Consider the following 23,161-nt stretch of genomic DNA (forward strand, 5'->3'; position numbering starts at 1 on the left):
GATACTGTAAGAACTAACAGGTCGGAGGTGTCGTGTCAGGCTTATCGGGTTGGGAGAGGCTGGTTGCGGGGCGTTGGACTTAGGTGATTAACAGTGATGTTGCGATCTATGCTGGGTCAAATTATGGAAACAGTAGTGGGGCGTTTACCGAGGAAGAGGCGAGTCATGGGCAGGTATTGTCGTTGGTGCTGAATTTGTCGCCGTTGGCGGTTTTGATGTTGCGGTCGGAAGTGTGATTGCATCGTGTGAATATCCGGCGATATGTAAAAAGTCGCCAGATAAGCACTCGTCAATGCCCGTGTGCGAAAACTGTCTCGATAATTCGCTTGGTTTGTGCCCATTATTTTTTTTCGTCACATGTCTACGCTCAATTGTTAAGTGGCTCTTTATGAGCGTTGATGAGTTGCAGCTGATTGTCTGCGCACACGGAGTGTCTCTAGATGCGCCATCCGTTGTCCAACTATCTGAAAGGCTTGAGTGGCTCTTTCCGCAACATCAGGTGTGCTGTCCAAGTGCAGTCTGTCGGGATGAATAAGTAGAGCGATACGCCGATAACGAGTTGTTGTTTCGTGTTCGCTCTCCTCAGGCAACATAGTGCTCGTGGTAGCCGGGTTATTAATGATATTGATGGAAAGCTCATACCCTTGGATTATCCTAGTGTCAGTACCCAATGGGAGTGGTACCGTATACGCCATTTGATTCGGTTGGTCGGCAGCATAGCCAGTATTTGAGCGATCTGAGGTTGGGCCATTACTTCCAGATCTGTTACCGCGGCGTGACTGCTGCGAACTGCTTGAATCCCTTGGTCTTTGATCTCTATGAAAACGATCTGAACCACTAGTGTTCGGAGTGGCTCCAGTTGCTCGATCTTGCCGATACCCTTGTTGGTAAAGGTTATCAAAAGGTTTAAAGTCTTTAGCGCGAATGAGAATCTCAAAAAAAATGAAATTACTATCTTTGTCGTTGTTGGTGAGTTTTGAGGATGCGTAAACTGCTTCCTGAGTTGGAAGATGTTTGCCAAGCTTGCGAATCTGCCTATTAAAATATTCGCGTTCTTTCCTGTTTCTTATACTTTCTATTTTAGATATTTTATCTCGGTAATATGTTACTTTGTTAGGATCAAGCGTGACTAGGTTTTCCGGTTCAAACTTGTCAAATAGCGTTTTAAACTCTTCTAGGTAACGTTTGTGGTTGAAGTCATCTCCAACTTTTCCCAGCATGTCAATATAAGTAACAGGGTTATTGTTGACCATTGAAAACAAATTCATCCCGTCCACATATCCTGCCGGATCCGGATTGATCCACCGCTGCAACCACGGCGCGTAATAGCGGAAACCGTAATAATAAAGTCCCGTTGCATCCCGCTCCTTGCCGGAATAACGCACGATTTTGTAGTTGGCCTCGGTTGCGTCTCGACCTGCCCAGTAAGCCGTGCCGCCGAACGGGTAATACCATTCCTGGCTAATCAGGCCGGCATTCTGGTCCAGTTCCAGGGTGCTGGATTTCAGGTGATCGCCAAGGCAGTAGCGCACCTGCTCCTTGGGAGCTTTCTCCGGTTGTCTGGTTGCCCAATGCAGCACTTGCACGCTGTTGCTGCCGGCACTGGCAGCGATGACGTGAAGGGTTTCACCGGTGCTGCTGTGGCTGCGGATTTCCAGGCCGGGCAGGTAACGCACTTCGCTAACAAGGGTGCGGGCGTTGGTCTGGCTTGAGCGGACCTTGCGTACACGTTGGCCACTGCCATCGTAGATATAGCACTCGCAATCGTCTTCCTCATCCTCGCGCACAACGGGCCGTACTTCCCGCAGTTGGTTACGCAGGTCCCAGCCAAGAGACTGACCGACTTGCAGTTCACGCAAATTGCCATTGGCATCGAAGCCGTTGGCCAGTTCGTCCTCGGTCGGTGGCCGGTTGTCGCGCTCGGGCAAACAGCGGTTGCTGTAGCGGGCACGGGTCAAGGTGCGGCCATGCGCTTGCGCGCCGACATGCACCAGATCCAGCAGGTTGCCGCCGGCGTCGTAGTAATAGGTCTGCGTGTAGTTGGCGATCTGGTTGGGGTCGGGGGGCAGGGGTTGCAAGTCGGGCAGGGCGGGGCCGCCGCGTCCGTTTTTGGCCTCGCATCCCGTGGCGTGGATCAACTGGTAGAGCGTGTCGTAACGGTAGGTCTTGATCGGCTCGATACGCTGGTTGTTGAAGTAGCGGATCGGTTGCGCCGCATCCTCGATGCTCAGCACATTGCCCACGGCGTCGTAGTGGTAGTTCAAGTCTTGCAGTGGCGTGCCATCGGCTTTGTGCGCGCTCAGTTCCGTCAGCCGGCCGTTGGCCTCGTCGTAGTGATGACGGGTGATGAGCTTGTTGCCTGCCGTTTCAGACTCAATCTGCCCCTTGGCGTTGTAGTGGATAGCGCTGACCAGGATTTTCTCGACCTGTCCATCGCCGGCCAGCGTCAGGCGGGTGTCTTTCAGTTGCCCATCGACGGTGTAGGCGAAAGCCTGGATGTTGCCCAGTGCGTCGGTCTGCCGGAGCGGTTCGCCGGTGGGCGCATAAGCGTTCCAGGTAATCGCACCATCGCCGGGTTCGAGCAGGTGATCCCGCTCGACGTCGTTGTTCGGCCAATTCGGGGGATCGGTGTTGCGCAGGAACTGTCGAGCCTGTTTCAGCAGCGCACCGCTGAGACCCAGGTCGAGGATACGCAGGGTGCCGGCCGGGTCGTCATGGCGCATCAACTGACCACACAAGTTGTGCGCGATAGCCTCGGCCCCGGCGTAGGTAAAACGTTCAAGCGTATGTTCGGTCACGTCCCGACTGCTTTCGCGCAAGACCACCGGGCGCAGCAGCGGATCGTATTCGGTCAGTGAGTGGCTGCCGCGTCCGTCCCAGCGTTCGACGATCTGGCCAGCGCTACCCGGCAACGCCAGTCGCCACCCGGCATCCAGACTGTCAGTCAGCACCGCAACACCGGACAGGCTAAAGCTCTGATTCAGGTTCTCGGGAACGCGCTCCTCGGTTTGGGCCAGCGCAAACAAATGCGGATCACGGCTGCCCACTAACCGGCCAGGCGAGTCGAAGCGTTGCTGGGTCACCCGTGTTTCAAGCGGATCAACAGTCTCCCGCCGATGAAACTGCGCAGTGCGAACCACCAGGCCACGCGCATCCGACACCACCAGGGTCGGTGTGTCGGCATGCACGTGTGACGAAGCCTCTGCTGGCATCCCTGCGGACCCTGATCAAAGTGGACTGCTCACCACAATGCATGACCACCAGAATCCTGGATACTGTAAAAACTAACAGGTGGAGGCAGTTTTTTTCACCACCGCATCCGTACCCCAAGACTCCCAATCAACCCGTTCAAGTCATTGTCATCCACGTCACTGCTGTAATCGGCGCTGATGTACAGGCTTACGGCGGGCGTCACTCTGGCCACCAGCCCCAACCCCACTTCGACCGTCGATGAATTACGGCTGCTGCTGATCTTGTCGACCTGATCGAGGGTCACGGTATTGCCGGTGTACACGGTGTGCCACAAGTTGGTCCGCACGTAAGGTTCGACCCCCAGGCCGTTGATGTCGTAGCTACCTTTCAATCGTGCACCGACCCGTCCGCTCCAGGACGTCAGGTCGCTGGACGACGCATTGCCCGAGTCTGCGTAAGGGGTGTCCAGGGTAATCCGCTGATTGATCAACTGCGCCTGAGGTTCGACGACCCAGTTTTCGCTGATACCAATGGGGAATCCACCTTCTACCGACAGCGTCACAGCACTGCCCTCGGTGACCTGCCGGGCACCCTGGTCATTGCGGCTGTAACCGTTGACGCGCCCACCACTGGCCGTCAAATCCACGTGCCAGCCTTGGGGGCCGGTCAGGCTCCAGTAGGCGCCGAGGCTCTGGCCTTCAAGGTTGAGGGTGTCGGTGGTGGGGTCAGCGAGGGCGCGACTGGTCAGCAAACCGTTGCTGTTGCCCTGAAAGTGACTCGTGCCGCCGACCAGCCCGACCCGCTGAACATGGCCACTGCCGCTTTGCAGCGTCAGGATCGCCGGGCCTTTGAGATCGTTGACGCCGGGGACGGAAGAACCCTGGGCCTGAAAGTCGGTTTGTGCCTGCCGCGAAGCCTGTCCATAGAGCTGATCCCAGGCCGAAGGCGCGGCGTCTTCGACCGTCAGGCGTGTACTTCGCAAGTCAGGGTTGGCGCTGAAGCGGCCGGGGTAGGTTGAAGCAAGGGCGGGCAAGGTGAGCACCGGGATCTCCTGGTCGTACCAGGGCGCTGTTTCTTCCTCGGCAGGCGAGGCCTGCACTTCCATGGAGGAGCACAGCAGGAGGGAGCTCGAGACAGTGCAAAAAGTAACTTTGATCTCTTGTGGGGTGAGTGATGTTTTCATGGAGGTCTACCTTGCAGTCGCATGCGGTATCTCGCTCTGGCGTCTCTCCTACCCCGAATGAGGGGCGACCGAATGGATTGGGGCAAGCCTCTGCCCGCCCGTTTTCGCGGGTGTCTGGGGGTTTGTCCCTGATGGTGATTCCGGGGGTAGTAACGTGAAGCTAAGAAGACTGATGGCGTCGCGTCAAGAAAATGAACGATGAGCGGTATGGCTAAATTAGCCGATGCAACTGATTGTTTTTCTGTGATTATCTAAGTTCTTGTTTGTACGAAAAATCATCAGTGGAAACCGTGTGCCAGAGGCGTTCGGCAACCGACAATCGGTATTGGTATTTGTCCGAATCGTCGGATTACCAATGCCGTCTCGTAAAGGATTGCTGTCAATACTGATGCAGAATCGATGCCTTTCCCGCTCACGCGTAGCGTGTCACAGACGCACTTCAACGGCCAACGGCAAATGGTCCGACAGGTGCGTCCAGGGCTTATGCCCCAATATTCGCGGGTCATGACTACTCGCGTTACGCAGATAAACCCGGTCCAGACGCAGCAGCGGAAACCGCGCCGGATAGGTCTTCGCGGGGCGGCCATGGTGGCGTTCGAAGGCTTCGTGCAGGTCACTTTCACTCCTCTGTATCGGGGGCCTGCTTAAGTATGCGACTGATGTTGGCACGTGCAGTTCAGCGTGATTCGTCGTGATGTTAAAAGATCGCAGCCTTCGGTAGCTCCTACATTTGAACGGTGTACACCTGTAGGCGCTGCCGAAGGCTGCGATCTTTTGATCTTCTCAGACAAACACGATTTCATAGGGCAACCGCATACGTTCCAGCAGCACCGGTGGCAGCAGCGGGGCAAGGCCGATGGCCGGTTCACCGTCGAGCTGGCTGGCATAGGCGTGGGTGGCGTGGCTTTTGCGCGCGACGGTCCAGGTGTCGAGGCGAACCTTGCGTGCGCGATGCCAGGGGATCAGCCCGCGATCGCGCGTCGGCCAGTGCCAGGCCCAGACCGGCACTTCGTTGAACGCCGCACCGACCATGGCCGCCGCCTTGGCGCTGGCCCGGCCGACGGTGTCATGGTCGACATTGCCGTCCTCGCACCAGGTGCTGAACACCACATCGCCGGGGCGCAAGTAACGGGCAATGAATTGAGTCAATTGAACCTCCCGCTCCGCCAGGGCATTGTCGGTAAAACCGCCGCGAATCCACTTGAGGCTGTGCATCGGTAACCCGAGCCGGCGCAAGGCTTCGACGCTTTCCTGGGGGCGGAACACACTCAGGCGTTTCTCGGACCACTGCTGTGACCCCGGATGGCTGGCGCTGCCGTCGGTGATTGAGATCAATTGCAGGGGGTGGCCCAGGGAGCTGAGCAATTGCAGCAGGCCGCCGCACGTCACGACTTCATCGCCGGGATGCGGCGCGATCACCACGGCGCGCGCGCCCGTCGGTACCAACGTCTGGGTGTTGATGACAGGAATATTGTCCAGCTGAGGGGCGTTGTTCCAGATCTGTGCTGACAGGCTGGTTTCGCTGATGGAAACAGGTTTCATCGGGCTACGTCCTTGTTCTGGTTGATAGCAATGTGCCGCGCTCCGAACCCTGGATTGCCGCGTGCAGAGTATTGCTCATGTAACGTTATTCGTCGCGTCGATGTTCCATCCCGTTCGTGGTTTTATCCGGCCTGGACCAAGTCCCGCAAATAGTCACCGAAACCGCCCCGTGCCCGACTGTCCAACCGGGCACTGGTGAGCACCTGAGGACGCTGACTCCAGGCGATCGTCGCACCGCAGCGTTCAAGTTGCCGCACCAGTTGCACGTCTTCGTCACACGCCAGCGGTTCGAACCCGCCAGCGCGTTGGTAAGCGTCGGCACTGATACCCAGATTGGCGCCGTGGATGTGCCGATGACCTTCGCGTGCCTGGTAATGCCGGTGATAGCGAATCTGCGCCGACTCATCGAACGACTCGTGCCACACCTCCACGGTCACCGTGCCGCACACTGCGTCGGCGCCGAGCGCCAGTTGCGCCACCAGCCAATCGTGGGCCACCCGGCTGTCGGCGTCGGAGCAGGAAATCCAGCGTACCCCGAGGTTGAGCAGAAACCGCGCACCGGCGGCGCGAGCCCGACCGACGTTACGCGCCTCGATCTCAAGGCTGTGCACCGGGTAACTGCCGACGATCTCTGACGATCGATCGGTGCAACTGTCGAGCACCACCAGCACTTCGACCGTTTCACCGCCCAACAGCTCATGTTGCGCGGCGCGCAGGGCGGCTTGCAGGCAGTCTTCGAGCAAGTCTTCTTCGTTGTGCGCCGGGATCAGAATGCCAATCATCGCAAGCCCTCCAGTGCCGCCACGGAGCGCGGTTCGCGGCTCCAGACCTCCAACAGAAAATCGGCTTCCTGATGCAGAATCAGGCGCGGCAGGTGCAAGTGCTCGTGGAGCAAGTCATGGACTTGTCGGGCGTTCAGCGGGCAGCCATCAATTGGTGGACGCCAGTGGCAGGCGAGGAGTTGGCCATCGGCGGTCAGCGATTGTGCGGCGTGTTCGATCAGGCGTTTGAGGTCATCGGCGTCCAGGTAATAACCGACCTCGCTGAGCACGATCAGGTCGAACTGTTCGTTTGGCCAATCCCCCGGCAAACGACTTTGGCGGACTTCGGCATGATCGAACAGGCTCAACCGCGTGCGGGCCAGCGCCACGGCAGCGGCGGCGGTGTCGCAACACAACAGGCGGTCGCAGCGGGTGGCCAGGTCAGCGCTCAGTTCGCCGTTGGCGCAACCCGGCTCGAAGATGGCGCGGTAGTGGGGCCTGGGCAATGCGGCGACGGTGATCGCGCGTTTGCGTTGTTCGTACCAGCGTTGACGAAAGGCCCAGGGATCGTCGCTGCCGGCAAACAAACCATCGAAGTAGCGATCCTCGACGCTCATAGAAACACCACTTCGAACGGCTGCAGCAATCGGTCCAGTACATAAGGCGCCAATACCGGCGGCAAGCCGATTTGCGGGTCGCCTTCCAACTGGCTGGCGAAGGCGTGAATGGCATGCCGCTTGCGGGCTACCTGATGCGGCTCCAGCAGGATTTTCCGCGCCCGGTGCCAAGGTACAAAACTGTCTTCGGGGGTTGCCCAGTGCCAGGTCCAGACGGGAAGTTCATGCAGGGTCGCCCCGACTTTCCGGGCAGCCTCGGCACTGGCACGCCCCACGGCTTCGTGATCGCAATGGCCATCCTCGCGCCACGTGGTAAACACCACGTCGTTGGGGCGCAGATGGCGTTCGATGAATTGGCTCAACTCGGTTTCCCGTGCCGCCACCTGACTGTCGGCGAATCCTCCGCGCAACCATTTCAGGCTGTGCAACGGCAGGCCGAGTCGTCGCAGGGCTTCGACGGATTCCTGCGGGCGCACCGCGCTCAGGCGTTCCACCGGCCAGCGCCCGGAGCCAGGATGGCTGGCGCTGCCATCGGTGACCGAGATCAGCAGTAGCGCACGACCCGCGGCGGCGAGCATTGGCAGGAAACCACCGCAACCCAGCACTTCGTCATCCGGGTGCGGTGCGACGATCACCGCTCGCGAGCCTTCGGGCACCAGGGTCAGAATGTCGATCACGGGGAGTTGCGCCAGATGGCTGGAGGTTTGCCACAAATGCAGGGGGGTGCCCTGGCCAACGATCGGATTGGTTTTCATAACGTCCATGTCCCGGTGATAACGGTCTGCCCAAGGGCGGCGAGGTCCCGTTCGGCATGGCTTTGACGCAGGAACACCGGCAGGTCGGCGATCAACCGGGCAAACTGCCGATCCCTGCAATAGGGCGCGGCCCCCAGTGCGTGGCCGACGTGCTGGATGACCTGTTCAGCACAGTGTTCAACCACCGCCCGGACACGTCGGGCCAGCAGTTCTGCGTTGTCCTGAGGCGCGGCGTCGATGGTCAGTGCGCTGACCCGCAGCACCTCGGCAGCGGCATGCAATGCGCTGTCGACCGCACCGAGGTGGGCGAGGGCATGAGGTTCTTCGTGGTGCGCGCAGTGACTGCGCAGACGTTCGGCGATGCTCTGCGCGGCGCCGTACCAGCAGGCGGCAATGCCGATCCCGCCTTGCCAGAAGCCGGGACGTTGCAGGTAATCGCCGGGGTTACCGATGGCTTGCGCTTCAGCGCCGTCGAACAGCACCTCGACGCTACCGGTCGCGCCCATGCCAATCGCTTGCCAGCCCTGATCCGTGATGGTCACCCCGGGTTGATCCAGCGCCACCGCCACCAATTGCTGACGGTTCTGTCCATCCCATGCGGTCAGCAATGCATGACTCAACACTGCAGCCCCCGAGCACCAGGCCTTGCGGCCATTCAGCGCAACCAGTTGGCCCAGGGGGCTGACCCGCACCCGAGCCTGGGGCGGTTCGGCGGCCCACATGCCCCACGTGCTGGAAGGCGTGGGCGAACCGCCGAGCTGCTGGATGATCGCCAGCGCGTCGGTATGGCCTTCATACAACTTGCACAACCCCAGATTATGACCGCCAACGTCAGCCAGACACCGAAACCGCTCCAGCGTCTGGCCACTGCCGGGCAGTGGAAGCTGATCGAGACCGGCCTCCACCAGCGCCCGCAGGCACCGGCCTAACGCCTGAGTGTCGGCGTAGTCCGGTGACTGGCGATGAAGAAACGCCTGGAGGTCCATTTCACTCTTCTTCCTCATGCTGCAATTCGAACAGCAGCAGCGAGCGACCGGTGACCGAATATTCGTGACCGAACTCGAAACGCTCCTGACCACGGATCGACGGTTGATTGGTGTCGATCATGCAGGTCCAGAAACCGCCATCGGGCACCTCCGGCAGGAGGAAATTGACGATGTCGTGATGGGCATTGACCACCAGCAGCAACGTCTCGTCGGCACCTTTGCGACGGATGCCGGTTTCCTGTGCGCGCCCGTCGAGCAACATGCCCAGGCAGCGGCCATGGGCTTCTTCCCATTGCTCGATGCTCATTTCGCTGCCATCGGGCGCGAGCCAGGTGACGTCTTTGACGCCGATGTCCTCGTTGTAATTGCCCACCAGGAACCGCCCGCGCCGCAGGATCGGGTAAGTCAGGCGCAACTTGATCAGGCGCTTGACGAACTTCAGCAACGCCTTGCCGTCTTCGCTCAGGTCCCAATTGACCCAACCGATCTCGCTGTCCTGGCAATAGGCGTTGTTGTTGCCGTCCTGGGTGCGGGCGAACTCGTCGCCGGCCACCAGCATCGGCGTGCCCTGGGACAGCAGCAGCGTGGCGAAGAAGTTGCGCATCTGCCGCTGGCGCAGCGCATTGATTTCGGGATCGTCGGTCGGGCCTTCGACACCGTGGTTCCAGGACAGGTTGTTGTTACTGCCGTCCTGATTGTTCTCGTCGTTGGCTTCGTTGTGCTTGTCGTTGTACGACACCAGGTCGTTGAGGGTGAAACCGTCGTGGGCAGTCACGAAATTCATCGACGCATACGGCCGACGGCCACGCTGGTTGAACATCTCCCCGGAGGCGGTCATGCGGCTGGCAAAGTCCGCCAGTTGGCCGTCATCGCCTTTCCAGAACGCGCGTACGGTGTCGCGGAATTTGTCGTTCCACTCGACCCAGCCCGGCGGAAAGTTGCCGACCTGGTAACCGCCCGGGCCGCAGTCCCAGGGCTCGGCGATCATCTTCACCTGACGCAGGACCGGGTCCTGGCGACAGGCCACGAGGAAGCTGTGACGCTCGTCGAAACCGTCGTGGTAGCGGCCGAGGATGGTCGCCAGGTCGAAGCGGAAACCGTCCACGTGCATTTCCGACGCCCAGTAACGCAGGGAGTCGGTGACCATTTGCAGCACGCACGGGTGACTCAGGTCCAGGGTGTTGCCGGTGCCGGAATCGTTGATGTAGTAACGCTTGTCGTCGGGCATCAAGCGGTAATAGGAGGCGTTGTCGATGCCGCGCATGGACAGCGTCGGCCCTTGTTCATTGCCCTCGGCGGTGTGGTTGTAGACCACGTCGAGGATCACTTCGAGATTGGCTTCGTGCAGGTGCGCGACCATCTCCTTGAATTCGGCGATCTTGCCGCTGGCCAGGTAACGCGGATCGGGGGCGAAAAACGCAATGCTGTTGTAGCCCCAATAATTGGTCATGCCCTTGTGCAGCAGGTGCTGGTCGTTGACGAACGCGTGAATCGGCAGCAACTCCACGCTCGACACCCCAAGCTTGCGGATGTGTTCCAGCACGTCATCGACCATCAACCCGGCGAAGGTGCCACGCACGTTCTCGGGGACGGAAGGGTGACGCATGCTGAAGCCGCGCACATGAGTCTCATAAATAATGGTTTTGTCCCACGGCACGCTGACCCGATGGTCGTGGCCCCAGGTGTGGGCCGGGTCGATGACCTTGCATTTGGGCACGAAAGGCGCGCTGTCCCGCTCATCGAAACTGAGGTCGGCATCGGGGTGGCCGATGGTGTAGCCGAACAGTGCCTCGGACCATTTCAATTGGCCGACCAGTTGTTTGGCGTAGGGGTCGATCAGCAATTTGTTGGGGTTGAAGCGGTGACCGTTGGCCGGGTCGTACGCGCCATAGACGCGGTAGCCATAGATCAGCCCCGGATGGGCGTCGGGCAGGTAGCCGTGGTAGATCTCGTCGGTGTATTCGGGTAACTCGATGCGTTCCAGCTCCACCTCGCCGGCATCGTCGAAGATGCACAGTTCGACCTTGGTGGCGTTGGCGGAAAACAAGGCGAAGTTGACCCCAAGGCCATCCCACGTCGCGCCCAGCGGGAAGGGCAATCCTTCACGGATTCGCGAGGCCTCGACGTGAGGTTCTGGCGCGGCTTTCTTTGGACTGGTCATAGGTGCTCCTGCAATAGGGGGACAAAGCTGCGCCTCTGTAGGAGCGAGCTTGCTCGCGATGAACTCAACAGCGGCGCGTTTATTCAGAAAATGCGCGTTATCGTTAGCGTCCATCGCGAGCAAGCTCGCTCCTACAATGGCTTACTGCTTGGCTCTGGTTTTTTTCGAGGACGAGCGAGCCCTCGGTGGCGAGAGGGCTCGCCACGAATCAAATCAGGACAAAGATAAGAAGCGTCAGACAGCGGGTGGTTTACGCGCTGCCCGAGGCTTTTTCTCGGTGGCTTTTTCGCCCGGCGGGATGACCTTTGAGGCCTCGGCTGGCTTGGCTTTGGCTTTGGTTTTTGGCTCGCCGGCCTTACCGTTCGGGGCTTTGCTGGCCGGGGCCTTGGTGCCGGCGGTTTTGCTGCCAGCCGCTTTCGGCGACTTGCTCGGGGCGAGCGCTTCGGCTTCGGCCAGTTTGCGTGCCATCTCCCAGTGACGGGCTTCCTGGCCCTCGGGTTTTCCTTCCGATTCCCAGATCTGATAGGCAAATTCGCGGACGCGTTTATCGTCGGTACTCATCGCAATACTCCTGAACTGAACTCAAGTGTGGGTAGTTTGGATAAAGAGATTGACCGGGAAATCCCCCAGCGCGGCGCTAATCATCAGCTCCTTGTGATTTGTGACTGCGACGGTTGAAAAAAGTCCCTTCAGATTTTCATCAGGGGCGGCGTACGGCAATTTGACCCGCGTATCGCCCCACAGCAGCGCGCCGATCTGCGGGTCGGCACTGTTTTTCAGCAGTTCGGCGCAACGTATCGGGACGATCACGATGGCCCGTTTTCCTCCTTGCTCGCGAGCAAATGCCAACACCCGGTGAGCTTCGCTGCCAACGACTTCCAGGGCTTGATACGTCCCTCGCCGAAACAGCTCGGCATGCTCGGCACGCAGGTTCAACGTGCGTGCAATCAGGGTTTGCTTGATGCGCCCGTCACGCCAGTTCGCCAGCAGATCGGGCAGGTTCAACGGCAGCCGCAGTGCGTGTTGTCGGCTGACGTAATCCACCGGCCGGCGGTTGTCCGGATCGACCAGGGTGAAATCCCAGTAGTCGTTGCCCTGATAGAGGTCCGGCACGCCCGGCACCGTCATGCGCAGCAAGGTTTGCGCCAAACCGTTCAAGGCACCGGCGGTGGCGATGGACTTGATCGCCTTGCCGAGGGCCACGCGCAACAGTTCACCCTCAGGGCTCAACAGCAGACGCTGGATAAACTCCTGCGTCGCATTTTCATAAGCCTCGTTCGGCGCGCCCCAACTGCTTTGCAGCTTGGCTTCGCGCAAGGCTTTCTGTTGCCACTGCCAGAGGCGTTTGGCGTATTCCTCGAGTGCGGGCTGATCGTCACTGCGCAGTTCCAGCGGCCAGCTGCCGAGGATCGCCTGGTACAGGATCAACTCATCACCCGCCGAAGGCATCTGGTCGTCGTTGCGCAGAGGCCGGGCAAGCGCCTGCCACAACGGCACCTGCTCGGCGTACCAGGCGCTGCGCTCGCTCAACACCGCCAGCCGTGCGCGGGTGTCTTCGCCGCGTTTGTGGTCGTGGGTCGCGGTGGCCAGCAAGTTATCCGGGAATGCTTCGAGGCGACTGAGGCAGACCGCATGAAAATCGGCAACCGGCGCACTGAACTGTTCGGTGCTGAAACCCACGTCATTGCGCGACAGCAAAACGGCCGAGCGATAGAACGCGGTGTCTTCCACCGCCTTCGCCGCCGCCGGAGACGTCAGTTGCTGAAAGCGCACGCAAGCGTGCTTGAGCATCTTGCGTGGCCGACCGACCGGGCGTTTGCGCCAGGGCTCGCCGCCCAACCAGCCGGCCAGGCAATCGAGCACCGGCCAGTCGGCCTCGCCGAGGGTTTGTCTTGCACCGTCCATGGCTTGCTGGAAAAACACATCGTCTTCAGCGGAGCGGCCTCGAGGGCTGATATAGGTACGATACACCGGGAAATGCACGATCAGTTCCTGCAACGCCCGACGGATCGCGCCGAGGGTCAGGTCGCGGGTCATCAGGTCATCCCGGGCCACTTGCAACAGGGCCTGGGCGACACTTTCGAAATCGCCGGCGAGGGAACCGTTGAGTATTTGCTGGCGCGCCAGTTGTGCTTCCTGACGGAAATCGGCAGGCCGTTCGCTGTAGCGACTCCACAGTTCGCCCAACGTTCGGGCGCCTTCGGGATCGTGTTGCAGCAACGACAACTGGTTCATGAATTCGTAGCCGGTGGTGCCATCCACCGACCAGTCGCGGTGCAAGGTTTCGCCTTCGCCGAGGATCTTCTCGACGTAGATCGGCAGGTGCCGGCCCGGAGACAGGCTGTCGACCCGCCGGCGCAGTTTGCGGCAATAACCGCGTGGGTCTGCAAGGCCGTCGATGTGGTCGATGCGCAGACCGTCGATCAGCCCTTCACTGATGAGCTCGAATATTTTTGCGTGCGTCGCTTCGAACACGGCAGGCCGCTCGACCCGCAGGCCGCCCAGTTCATTGACATCGAAAAAGCGCCGCCAATTGATGTCGTCCGCGGCGGTGCGCCAACTGGCGAGGCGATAACTCTGGCGTTCCAGCAGCGTGTGCAGGCGCTGGAAACCTTCCAGGGTCAGCGAGTCGTAGCCTTTCAGGTTTTGTTCAATGGCTTGAAGAATGGCCGGATCAGTGACCAGTTCACGCAACTCTTCTTTCAACGGGATCGCCAGGCTGTGGGCGTCGGTCTGGTAACTCAAGGTGCTGAAGCGGTCCGCCAGGAATTTGAGCTGCTCAGCCCGTTCGGCGTCCAGTTGATCGTCTGCCTTGAGCAACTCGCCATAACTGGTCGGGCAGATCGGGAAGTGATGCTCGTAATGCTCGACAAAAAAAGCACCGTGCTGCGCATCGAACCGCAAGGGCAGGGTGCCGTCCTGCAGCGCGATGCCGTAATCGCTGCCGAGGAACGGCAGCAGCAACTGGCCCTCCATCAACGGATCGGGCGAATGCCACTGAATATCGAAGAACTCGCCGTAAGGGCTCAGGCGCCCCCATTCGAGCAAGTCCAGCCACCAGGGGTTATCGCTACCGCCGACCGCCATGTGGTTGGAAACGATATCGAGGATCAGCCCCATGTTCTGCTCGCGCAAGGCGCTGACCAAACGACGCAACGCCGCTTCGCCGCCCAGCTCGGGGTTGACCGTGGTCGGGTCCACCACGTCGTAGCCATGCATGGAACCGGCACGTGCGGCAAGCAATGGCGAAGCGTAGAGATGACTGATGCCCAGGCTGGCGAAATACGGCACCAGCGGCACCGCTTGATCCAGCGTGAAGCCTTTATGAAATTGCAGCCGCAGGGTCGCCCGCAGCGGTTGGATAAGCGCTTGATTCATTGGTCACGCTCGGCCGCCTGAAGTCGCGCACAGGCCAGTAGTTCCAGGCGTCGGGCGGCGTCCGGGTCATCGAGCAGGGCTTCGCTGTCGCCGGGCAGGCGTCGGGACCAGTTGGGATGGGTGTTGGTGGTGCCGGGCAAGTTGGCCTGCTGTTCGATCCCCAGGGCATCCTCCAGCGGCAGCAACACCAGCGGCGCACGGGTATGGCCGAGGAAGCGAATGGCGGCGTCCAGCACCTGATCGGTTTCATGGGACTCTTCGCGGAAGTTCTGCGGGTCTTCGCTCAACACCCGACGCAAGCCTTCACGCTCCCGTTCGCGATGATGGCGCCATTCGATTTCACCCGTGGCGTCAACCAGGCCGAGTCGGGCGTTCCAGTCGATATCGCGGCCATGCCACCAGCCATTGAGGGTCGGCAGGTCATGGGTGCTGGTAGTCGCCAGTGCGTTGTCCGGCCAATCGAGAATCGGTTTGAAGTGTGTGTTGTCCTGTTCAAACAGCAACACGCGCATGCCAAGGATCGAACGGGCGATGAGTTTCTCCCGCAGGCCGTCCGCCACGGTGCCAAGGTCTTCGCCCAAGACGATGGCCTGATGGCGATGGGATTCGAGGGTGAGCAACCGCAGCAGGTCGTCCACCGGATAATAGAGGTAGGCACCGTCAGCGGGCGATGCGCCGTTGGGGATCACCCACAGCCGTTGCAGACCCATGACGTGATCGATGCGCAGGCCACCGGCGTGAGCGAAGTTGGCCCGGAGCATTTCGATGAAGGCGCGAAAGCCGTGGCGAACCAGGCCTTCCGGGGAGAACGCGGAAATCCCCCAGCCCTGACCGCTGCGGTTGAGGATGTCCGGCGGTGCGCCCACGGTCAGCGAGGCGAGCAGTTCGTCCTGACGACTCCAGGCCTGGCTGCCGCCGCCGTCGGCACCGACCGCCAGATCGGCGATCAGCCCGATACTCATGCCGCTGCTGCGGGCGGCGGTTTGCGCGCGCTCCAGGCAGCGAGTGATCAACCATTGGCAGAAGGCAAAGAAGCCGATGCGTGTGGCGTTTTCTTCGGCGAATTCGGCCAGGGCAACGCCGCGCGGGTCGCGCCATTGCTCGGGCCATTCGCGCCAGTCCAGGCTTTCACCCTTGGCGGCGCGGGCTTCTTGAATGGCTTCGAAGCGACAGTGGTTTTCCAGTGCTTCGCCGGCGGCGTGACGGAAGCTGCTGAAGTCAGCGTGCAGCGGGTGTTCACCCTGGACAAACCCTTCGTACAACGCCTGCAACAGCCGATGTTTGGCCTCGGCGGCGACTGGCCAATCGATCAATGGCTGCTCTTCCAGGTGTTTCAGTTCCGCCGCCAGCCCGGTGGCATCAATCGCGGTACGCAACGCACGCTCCCCGAGAATGGCACCGGGCGCGGCATACAGGCTGTTGAGGAACAAACGACTGGACGGTGAATAAGGGCTGTAGCGCTGGGTGTCGCTGCTGAACATCGCATGCAGCGGGCTGATCGCCAGCGCTTCGGCACCACGTTCGCCGGCCACGCGGGCGAGGTCTTCCAGGGCCTGGGTATCGCCGAACCCGCCATCGCCGGGACGACGCAGCGAATACAGCTGCACGCTCAGGCCCCAGGCACGTGGGATCGGGCTGTCGACGGCATCGCCGACGCTGTAGCAGCGGGTCGGTGCAACGGCCAGGGTGAATGTCTGACCGTCGATGCTGACGTGCTGATAACCGACCGGAATCAGGCCCGGCAGAATCGCCTCGGCATCCAGTTTCAGGTTAAGTCGCGAGCCATCTTCGAGGTGGACCTCGCAGGGTGTTTCAGGCTCAAAGTAATGCGCCAGATTGAGGCCGACGCCGAAGTCTGCGGTCAGCAGTGGCGGCAGGTGACGGGTCTGTTGCACCTGTTGCAGTTCGAGCAGGCTGGCGTCGATTTCCTGAGCGCTGCCGGCCGGGTGGCCGAGTCCGGTGAGGACGGCGCGCAAGACTGATGGAGCGACTTTCTGTGGGCGGCCATTGGCGTCGATCCAGTCGACGGCCAGGCCGGCTCGGCTGGCCAGTATTTCCAGTTGCGCATCGCTCATTGGCGCTCTCCATCCGGGGGTAGCAAAGGGGCTGCGGCCGTGAGGCTGACTAGCGCGCAATACGGGGCAAGCGTGCCCTGTTCCAGCAGGCCGGCTGATTTCGGCGGGTGTTCGAACAACAACGCAGCGCCGACCTGTGGGGAGTGGACCACGGGCGTGTCGCTGAGGTTCAGGTCAATGCGCAACTGACTGCCATCGCCGAGTTGCCAGCGTGCCGACACCGCGCCTTGCGCCAGTACCTCCGCGCCCAGCGGATGGGCACCGGGCAGGCGCGCAATGATGTGCTGGTGGCGGATCTGCAACAGTTGGCGATACAGCGCGTAAATGGCCGATTGTCGGCTCGCCGTCAGGTTCGGACGGGAGTCTTCAAAGGTCTGCCGCGCGTTTGGATCGGGAATCCTTTCGCGTTTATGGGGATCGGCAAAGGCGCTGAACGCGGCAAACTCGTTACGTCGTCCTTCGCGAACCAGCTCCGCCAGTTCGCCGTGATGACTGGTGAAGAACAGGAACGGTTGCTCGGCGGCGAACTCGTCGCCCATGAACATCAGCGGGATCATCGGCGACAACAGCAACAGGGCTGTCGCGGCTTTCAAGGCGTCGGGGTGGGTCAGTTGGTGCAGCCGTTCGCCAAAGGCGCGATTGCCGATCTGGTCATGGTTTTGCAGAAACAGCACGAACGCGCTGGGTGGCAAGTGGCCGCTGGGCTCGCCCCGGGCTTCACCGTGGCGGTTGATGTGGCCCTGGAACACGAACCCCTGGCTCAGGCAGCGCGCCAGTTGTTCAGTGGGGTTGTCGGCGTAGTCGGCGTAATAGGCGTCGGTTTCGCCGGTCAGCAGCACGTGCAAGGCATTGTGGCCGTCGTCGTTCCACTGCGCGTCGAACCCTTCTTGCAGCAGGCTGGCCTGGTTGTGTTCGTTTTCGACCGTCAGCCACACGTGCCGCGCCGGATCGATCTGCTGGCGAACCCGTTGCGCCAGTTCCTGAAGAAAGTCCGGGCTTTCGATGGCATGTACCGCGTCGAAGCGCAAACCGTCAAAGCGGTACTCCAGCAGCCACATCAACGCATTGTCGATGAAGAAGTCGCGCACCTCGCGTCGCCGGAAGTCGATGGCCGCCCCCCACGGCGTGTGCTTGTCTTCATTAAAGAAGCCCTTGGCGTAGCGATGCAGGTAATTGCCGTCCGGGCCGAAGTGGTTGTAGACCACGTCGAGAATCACCGCCAGGCCATGGTCGTGGGCGGTGTCGATCAGGTGCTTGAGTTGTTCGGGAGTGCCATAGGAGGCTTGGGGCGCGTAGGGCAGAACCCCGTCGTAGCCCCAGTTGCGATCACCGGGAAACTGCGCCAGCGGCATCAGCTCGATCGCTGTAATGCCTAACTCGACGAGGCGCGCCAAGTGTTGCTCGACTTCGGTAAAGCCGCCGAGCGCACCGACGTGCAATTCGTAGATCACCGCCTCATTCCATGGCCGCCCCAGCCAGGTACTGTGTTGCCAGGTGTAGGCGAGGGGATCGACCACCACGCTGTGCCGATCGATGTCGCCGGCCTGTGCGCGGGAGGCGGGGTCAGGCACGTCCAGCTCGCCATCGATGTTGTAGCGGTAACGCGTGCCAGCGGGGCAGCGGGTGTTGATCACGAACCAGCCATCGGCCTGAGGCAGTAGCGGCAAGGATTGTCCATCTTCCAGTTCGACGCTGACGTAAAACGCATCTGGCGCCCACAAGGCAAAACGCGTGTGCTCTGCGTCCAGCATGATTGCGCCGTGGGGCCAGGTCTCAAGGGTCCGTAACGGCATCGTTGAAAACCTCTTACTATTTATTTATGGCCCGATTTACCCAGGGCTTTAGCCACCAGTTGTTCGTAGAGTTCGGCGTAGGGTTCGACCGCCTTGCACCAGTTGAAGGGTGCGGCCATGGCTCGGCAACGCATGGCGTTGAGAAGGTCGGGGAAGGCAAACACCTTGAATGCCCGGCTCAGGGCTTCCTGGTAGCTCTCCATCGTCGATTCGTCGAACAGGAAACCGGTCACGCCGTTTTCAATGGTGTCGGCCAAACCGCCGGTGTTGCGTGCCACCGGTAACGAACCGAAGCGCTGGGCGTACATCTGGCTCAGGCCGCAAGGTTCGTAACGCGAAGGCATCAGCAGGAAATCGCTGCCGGCGAACATGCGACGGGCGTCGGTTTCGTTGAAGCCGATACGTACGCCGATCTGGCCAGGGAAGCGCAGGGCCAGTTCACGCATGGCCTGTTCTTCTTCCGGCTCGCCACGACCGATGATCGCGATCTGGCCGCCCGACTTGACGATGTACTCGGAGACCGCTTCGGTCAGGTCCAGGCCTTTCTGATAGACCAGTCGCGACACCACCGCGAACAGCGGACCTTCGGAACCTTCCAGGCCAAACAGATCACGGACGTGGGCGGCGTTGACCGCTTTGCCCTCCCAATCGCCGATGCTGAAGGGGCAGAACAGGTGCGGGTCGGTGGCGGCGTCCCAGCTTTCGTCGATGCCGTTGGGAATGCCGCTGAGCAGGCCTTGCTGGGTCTTGGCGGCGAGAAAACCGTCGAGGCCGCAGCCGAAGGCCGGGGTGGTGATTTCCTGGGCGTAGGTCGCGCTGACCGTGGTGATGTGGCTCGAGTAAGCCATGCCGGCCTTGAGGAACGACATCTTGCCGTAGAACTCCATGCCTTCCTGTTGCAAGGCATGCATGGGAATACCAAGTTCCGGGCATGAGCCGAGACTGGTGACGCCTTGATACGCCAGGTTATGAATGGTGAACAGCGTCGGGGTGCGCTGTCCACGCCAGTGCATGTAAGCGGGCGCCAGACCGGCAGGCCAGTCATGGGCATGCACCAGGTCCGGGCACCAGTGAATTTGTGCGAGGTTGGCGGCGATATCGGCAGCCGCCAGGCCCAAGCGGGCGAAACGAATGTGGTTGTCCGGCCAGTCGCGGCCGTTGTTGGCGCCGTAGGGCGAACCTTCGCGCTCGTAGAGTTCGGGGCAGATCAACACGTAAATGACCAGACCGTCGGGCATGTCCATGCGCCCGATCTTGCAGGGAGGCAACGCGGCGTGACCACCCAGCTCACCAATGATATGAATCGGGTTTTCGCTGTGCAGCACTTGCGGGTAACCGGGGATCAGCACCCGCACATCGTGCAGTTGAGCCATGGCCCGGGGCAGCGCTGCCGAGACGTCACCCAGGCCTCCGGTCTTCACCAGGTCGGCAATCTCGGAGGTGACGAACAACACTTTCTTTCGGTTGGGATTCTGTCTGGCAATCGGTGCCATCGTCTTCGTGCCCGGGATACTGATCGACTGGGCACTGGGGGCACTCACGGCGCTCGATTCGCCGACCTGCTGATGAGCACGTTCTCCCTGAATGTCTAAAGCCGTACTGATCATATGAATCTCCCGTGTTGTTGATCTAATTCTTAGGTCTGGCAAACGGTGTTCCGTGGCCAATTCCTGTGGCCGGGCGCAAACGCGCTACGCATTGGTGAGCAAACGCTGCCCATGCGTTGATGCAGAAAGGCTTGAAGTGGACATTGCAAGGATTGCACCAGTCGCAACGCACCTCCCTTTCAGGTGACCCGTCGCGGTGGGTAAAAGTTTCGACTTTTTTTCCACTTTGTGACCGACCGGTTTTGCCCCGCGAAAATGAGTCTAGGCCAGAAGTTAGAGCGGGGCAGGTCAAATGGCAAAATTGTTCGACAATCGGTTTGAAGAGGTACGAACGTCCCGGTTGGAGAACGAAACGCACCGACGAAGGGCAGTTTTTTCTACGGTTGCGCCTCAAAAAATATTCACAACGTCACATTAATGTGCGAAGCGTGGCAGCACTGACGCACCATCAAGGTGCGCTCTTGGCGTCCCGCTTTTGGCCGAACCACTGCCTTTGCCAACCGGCATGCCTTGTTATAGTTCGGGCCTCATTTTTACCCGGTAAAGGATCACTACCATGTCTCAGTACACCGCGTTCACCGTCGAACTGGCTGACAAAATCGCCCATGTGCAGATCAACCGCCCGGAAAAGATCAATTCGATGAACGCTGCGTTCTGGAGCGAGATCATCGAGATCTTCCAATGGATCGATGACACCGACGAAGTCCGGGTGGTGGTGCTCAGCGGCGCCGGCAAGCATTTCTCCTCCGGCATCGACCTGATGATGCTGGCCGGTGTGGCCAATGAACTGGGCAAGGACGTTGGCCGCAACGCGCGCCTGCTGCGGCGCAAGATCCTCGCCCTGCAAGCGTCCTTCAACGCCGTCGACAACTGCCGCAAACCGGTGCTCGCGGCGATCCAGGGTTATTGCCTGGGCGGTGCCATCGACCTGATTGCCGCGTGCGACATGCGTTACGCCGCTGAAGACGCACAATTCTCGATCAAGGAAATCGACATCGGCATGGCCGCCGACGTCGGTACCTTGCAACGCTTGCCGCGGATCATCGGTGACGGCATGCTGCGTGAACTGGCTTACACTGGTCGCACCTTTGGCGCTGACGAAGCGCGTGGCATGGGCCTGGTGAATCGCGTCTACAGCGACACCGCCAGCCTGCTCGACGGTGTCATGGGCATCGCCCGCGAGATTGCCGGCAAGTCACCGATCGCGATCACCGGCACCAAGGAGATGATCAGCTACATGCGTGACCATCGCATCGACGACGGCCTCGAATACGTCGCCACCTGGAACGCCGCCATGCTGCAATCCACCGATCTGCGCGTGGCCATGGCCGCCCATATGAGCAAACAGAAACCCGAATTTCTGGATTGAATGAAAAATGACTTCACGCTGGACCACTGCAGTACTGGATACCGATCAGCCCGGCGGCTGGGCTGTAGCACGCAGCCCCGAGGGCTTTCTGTTCGATGACAATGGCGCGCTGTTCCCGCGCGAATGGCTCAAGCGCCAGGACCTGTCGATCCTTGCCGAACATGGCATCGGTCATCTGGATGGCGAACCGGTCTACTTGCTGGAGCTGCGCAGCCACAGCGAAGTACCGGGCTGCAACTGGAAAGGCCTGCGGGCGTTCATGCTCGAAGGCGATCACACGGTTTACAGGATGCTCGGTTATGCTGCGCAGATAGGCACCTGGGCCCGCGAACACCGCTTTTGCGGTAACTGCGGGCAGGCAACGCACCAGGTGCCGCGGGAGCGGGCGATGTATTGCGAGCCTTGCGAAATACGCTATTACCCGCGTATCGCGCCGAGCATGATCGTGCTGATCACCCGTGGCGATGAAGTCCTGTTGGCGCGCTCACCGCGCTTTGTCATCGGGGTCTACAGCACGCTGGCGGGGTTCGCCGAGCCGGGTGAGTCGGCCGAGGACTGCCTGATTCGCGAGGTTCGCGAAGAGGTGCGGATCGAGGTCAAGAACATTCAGTACATGGGCAGCCAATGCTGGCCGTTCCCGCATTCGATGATGCTCGGCTTCCATGCCGAATACGCCGGTGGCGAGATCGTGTGTCAGGAAGACGAGATCGAAGACGCCCAGTGGTTCAACGTTCACGACTTGCCGCCGTTGCCGGCGTCACGCTCGATTGCCCGTTACCTGATCGACGTCTACGTGGCGCGGCGCTTAGGCCACGCTGAACCAGTGTTGCCAGGCTAACCGTACAGTCAGGCCCAGCACCACGGTGATGAACACCGGGCGAATGAACTTCGCGCCGCCGCTGATGGCGGTGCGAGCCCCGAAGAAGGCCCCGACCATCACCGACAGGCCCATGCTCAGGCCGATGATCCAGTCCACTTGCCCGGAAAACACGAACACCGACAGCGCCGCAATGTTGCTGACGAAGTTCATGCTGCGTGCCACGCCGCTGGCCTTCACCAGGTCGATCGGGTACATCAGCAGACTGCTGACGGTCCAGAACGCACCCGTGCCGGGGCCGGCCACACCGTCGTAAAAACCGAGGCTGAAGCCTTGGGTCGATTGCCACTTTTTCTTGATCGGTGCATCGCTGTCCAGCGGCGCTTTCGGCGTGCCGCCAAATAGCAGATAGACACCGCAGGCAAACACGATCACCGGCAGCATTTTGTTCAGCCATTCGGCGGGCAGGTAATGAGCGACGACTGCACCGGTCAACGCACCGACCAACGTGCCGACGATGGCGTGCATCCATTGCCGGGGGTGGAACAGCTTGCGTCGATAGAACGTGAAGCTGGCGGTGGCCGAGCCGAAGGTCGAACTGAGTTTGTTGGTGCCCAGCACCAGATGCGGCGGAAGGCCCGCGGTCAGCAGCGCCGGGGTCGTCAACAAGCCACCGCCGCCGGCAATGGCATCAATGAAACCGGCAATGAAAGCAACAAGGGCCAGAATGGCCAGGGTGGTGAGGTCAACGCTGAGTTCGAAAGGCATGGAATCGGCTTATTCGGCGGGGTGCAGAACAGGGCTGCTGGGGGAGGGCCGATATCTTACCTATATCCAACTTCTGCGGCGACTGGTCTGACGCCATCGCGGGCAGGCTCGCTCCCACAGAGATCTCCGGTGCGGCATAGATCAAATGTGGGAGCGA

Annotated in this window: 16 protein-coding genes and 2 pseudogenes; 3 read left to right on the forward strand and 15 right to left on the reverse strand. The window is 60.6% G+C overall.

Features of this window, described 5'->3' with window-relative positions; translation table 11 throughout:
- Positions 1 to 65: 65 nt before the first annotated feature.
- Positions 66 to 236 (forward strand): annotated as a pseudogene (locus ACYZUD_RS06325) (alpha amylase C-terminal domain-containing protein); the annotation flags it as partial.
- A gap of 150 nt (positions 237 to 386) precedes the next feature.
- Here the strand turns inward: ACYZUD_RS06325 and ACYZUD_RS06330 are convergent.
- The 14 genes and pseudogenes from ACYZUD_RS06330 to glgA all read right to left on the reverse strand — a co-directional run bounded on the left by ACYZUD_RS06330 (position 387) and on the right by glgA (position 20,050).
- On the reverse strand, positions 387 to 3,083 hold the full coding sequence (locus ACYZUD_RS06330; protein ID WP_462023140.1) for an RHS repeat-associated core domain-containing protein: 2,697 nt from the start codon (positions 3,081 to 3,083) through the stop codon (positions 387 to 389).
- A gap of 224 nt (positions 3,084 to 3,307) precedes the next feature.
- Positions 3,308 to 4,375, reverse strand: coding sequence for an autotransporter domain-containing protein (locus ACYZUD_RS06335; RefSeq protein WP_462023141.1), 1,068 nt, complete (start codon positions 4,373 to 4,375; stop codon positions 3,308 to 3,310).
- 426 nt (positions 4,376 to 4,801) lie between these two features.
- Positions 4,802 to 4,987, reverse strand: a pseudogene (locus tag ACYZUD_RS06340) (endonuclease/exonuclease/phosphatase family protein); the annotation flags it as partial.
- Between the two features lie 171 nt (positions 4,988 to 5,158).
- Positions 5,159 to 5,917, reverse strand: coding sequence for a PIG-L deacetylase family protein (locus ACYZUD_RS06345; RefSeq protein WP_462023142.1), 759 nt, complete (start codon positions 5,915 to 5,917; stop codon positions 5,159 to 5,161).
- Positions 5,918 to 6,039: 122 nt separating this feature from the next.
- On the reverse strand, positions 6,040 to 6,699 hold the full coding sequence (locus ACYZUD_RS06350) for a glycosyltransferase family 2 protein (protein ID WP_462023143.1): 660 nt from the start codon (positions 6,697 to 6,699) through the stop codon (positions 6,040 to 6,042).
- Positions 6,696 to 7,295 (reverse strand): SAM-dependent methyltransferase, encoded by a 600-nt coding sequence (locus ACYZUD_RS06355; RefSeq protein ID WP_462023145.1) that lies wholly within the window; start codon positions 7,293 to 7,295, stop codon positions 6,696 to 6,698. The genes ACYZUD_RS06350 and ACYZUD_RS06355 overlap by 4 nt, the downstream gene beginning before the upstream one ends.
- Positions 7,292 to 8,050, reverse strand: a complete 759-nt coding sequence (locus ACYZUD_RS06360; RefSeq protein WP_462023146.1) for a PIG-L deacetylase family protein — start codon at positions 8,048 to 8,050, stop codon at positions 7,292 to 7,294. The genes ACYZUD_RS06355 and ACYZUD_RS06360 overlap by 4 nt, the downstream gene beginning before the upstream one ends.
- A complete protein-coding gene (locus ACYZUD_RS06365; protein WP_462025192.1) occupies positions 8,047 to 9,036 on the reverse strand; it encodes an acyl-CoA dehydrogenase family protein in 990 nt (329 codons plus the stop codon). The genes ACYZUD_RS06360 and ACYZUD_RS06365 overlap by 4 nt, the downstream gene beginning before the upstream one ends.
- Before the next feature lies 1 nt (position 9,037).
- Positions 9,038 to 11,197, reverse strand: coding sequence for a glycogen debranching protein GlgX (glgX, locus tag ACYZUD_RS06370; RefSeq protein ID WP_462023147.1), 2,160 nt, complete (start codon positions 11,195 to 11,197; stop codon positions 9,038 to 9,040).
- 234 nt (positions 11,198 to 11,431) lie between these two features.
- On the reverse strand, positions 11,432 to 11,758 hold the full coding sequence (locus tag ACYZUD_RS06375; protein ID WP_462023148.1) for a DUF2934 domain-containing protein: 327 nt from the start codon (positions 11,756 to 11,758) through the stop codon (positions 11,432 to 11,434).
- A 21-nt stretch (positions 11,759 to 11,779) separates the two neighbouring features.
- Positions 11,780 to 14,575 carry a malto-oligosyltrehalose synthase gene (locus ACYZUD_RS06380; RefSeq protein ID WP_462023149.1) on the reverse strand — a complete coding sequence of 932 codons (2,796 nt, stop codon included), beginning with the start codon at positions 14,573 to 14,575 and terminating at the stop codon, positions 11,780 to 11,782.
- Positions 14,572 to 16,650 carry a 4-alpha-glucanotransferase gene (gene malQ / locus ACYZUD_RS06385; RefSeq protein WP_462023150.1) on the reverse strand — a complete coding sequence of 693 codons (2,079 nt, stop codon included), beginning with the start codon at positions 16,648 to 16,650 and terminating at the stop codon, positions 14,572 to 14,574. Before malQ ends, ACYZUD_RS06380 begins: the two co-directional genes overlap by 4 nt.
- Positions 16,647 to 18,443 (reverse strand): malto-oligosyltrehalose trehalohydrolase, encoded by a 1,797-nt coding sequence (gene treZ / locus ACYZUD_RS06390; protein WP_462023151.1) that lies wholly within the window; start codon positions 18,441 to 18,443, stop codon positions 16,647 to 16,649. Before treZ ends, malQ begins: the two co-directional genes overlap by 4 nt.
- Before the next feature lie 20 nt (positions 18,444 to 18,463).
- On the reverse strand, positions 18,464 to 20,050 hold the full coding sequence (glgA, locus tag ACYZUD_RS06395) for a glycogen synthase GlgA (RefSeq protein ID WP_462023152.1): 1,587 nt from the start codon (positions 20,048 to 20,050) through the stop codon (positions 18,464 to 18,466).
- Between the two features lie 556 nt (positions 20,051 to 20,606).
- Between glgA and ACYZUD_RS06400 the strand changes: the two genes are divergently transcribed.
- Complete coding sequence (locus ACYZUD_RS06400) at positions 20,607 to 21,419, forward strand: crotonase/enoyl-CoA hydratase family protein (RefSeq protein WP_462023153.1); 813 nt, start codon at positions 20,607 to 20,609, stop codon at positions 21,417 to 21,419.
- A 7-nt stretch (positions 21,420 to 21,426) separates the two neighbouring features.
- Positions 21,427 to 22,257, forward strand: coding sequence for an NAD(+) diphosphatase (nudC, locus tag ACYZUD_RS06405; RefSeq protein WP_462023154.1), 831 nt, complete (start codon positions 21,427 to 21,429; stop codon positions 22,255 to 22,257).
- Here nudC and ACYZUD_RS06410 read toward each other — a convergent pair.
- Positions 22,225 to 23,004, reverse strand: a complete 780-nt coding sequence (locus ACYZUD_RS06410; RefSeq protein WP_462023155.1) for a TSUP family transporter — start codon at positions 23,002 to 23,004, stop codon at positions 22,225 to 22,227. The two genes, nudC and ACYZUD_RS06410, sit on opposite strands and share 33 nt — an antisense overlap.
- Between the last annotated feature and the right edge of the window lie 157 nt (positions 23,005 to 23,161).

The sequence above is a fragment of the Pseudomonas sp. XS1P51 genome, from assembly GCF_054897845.1.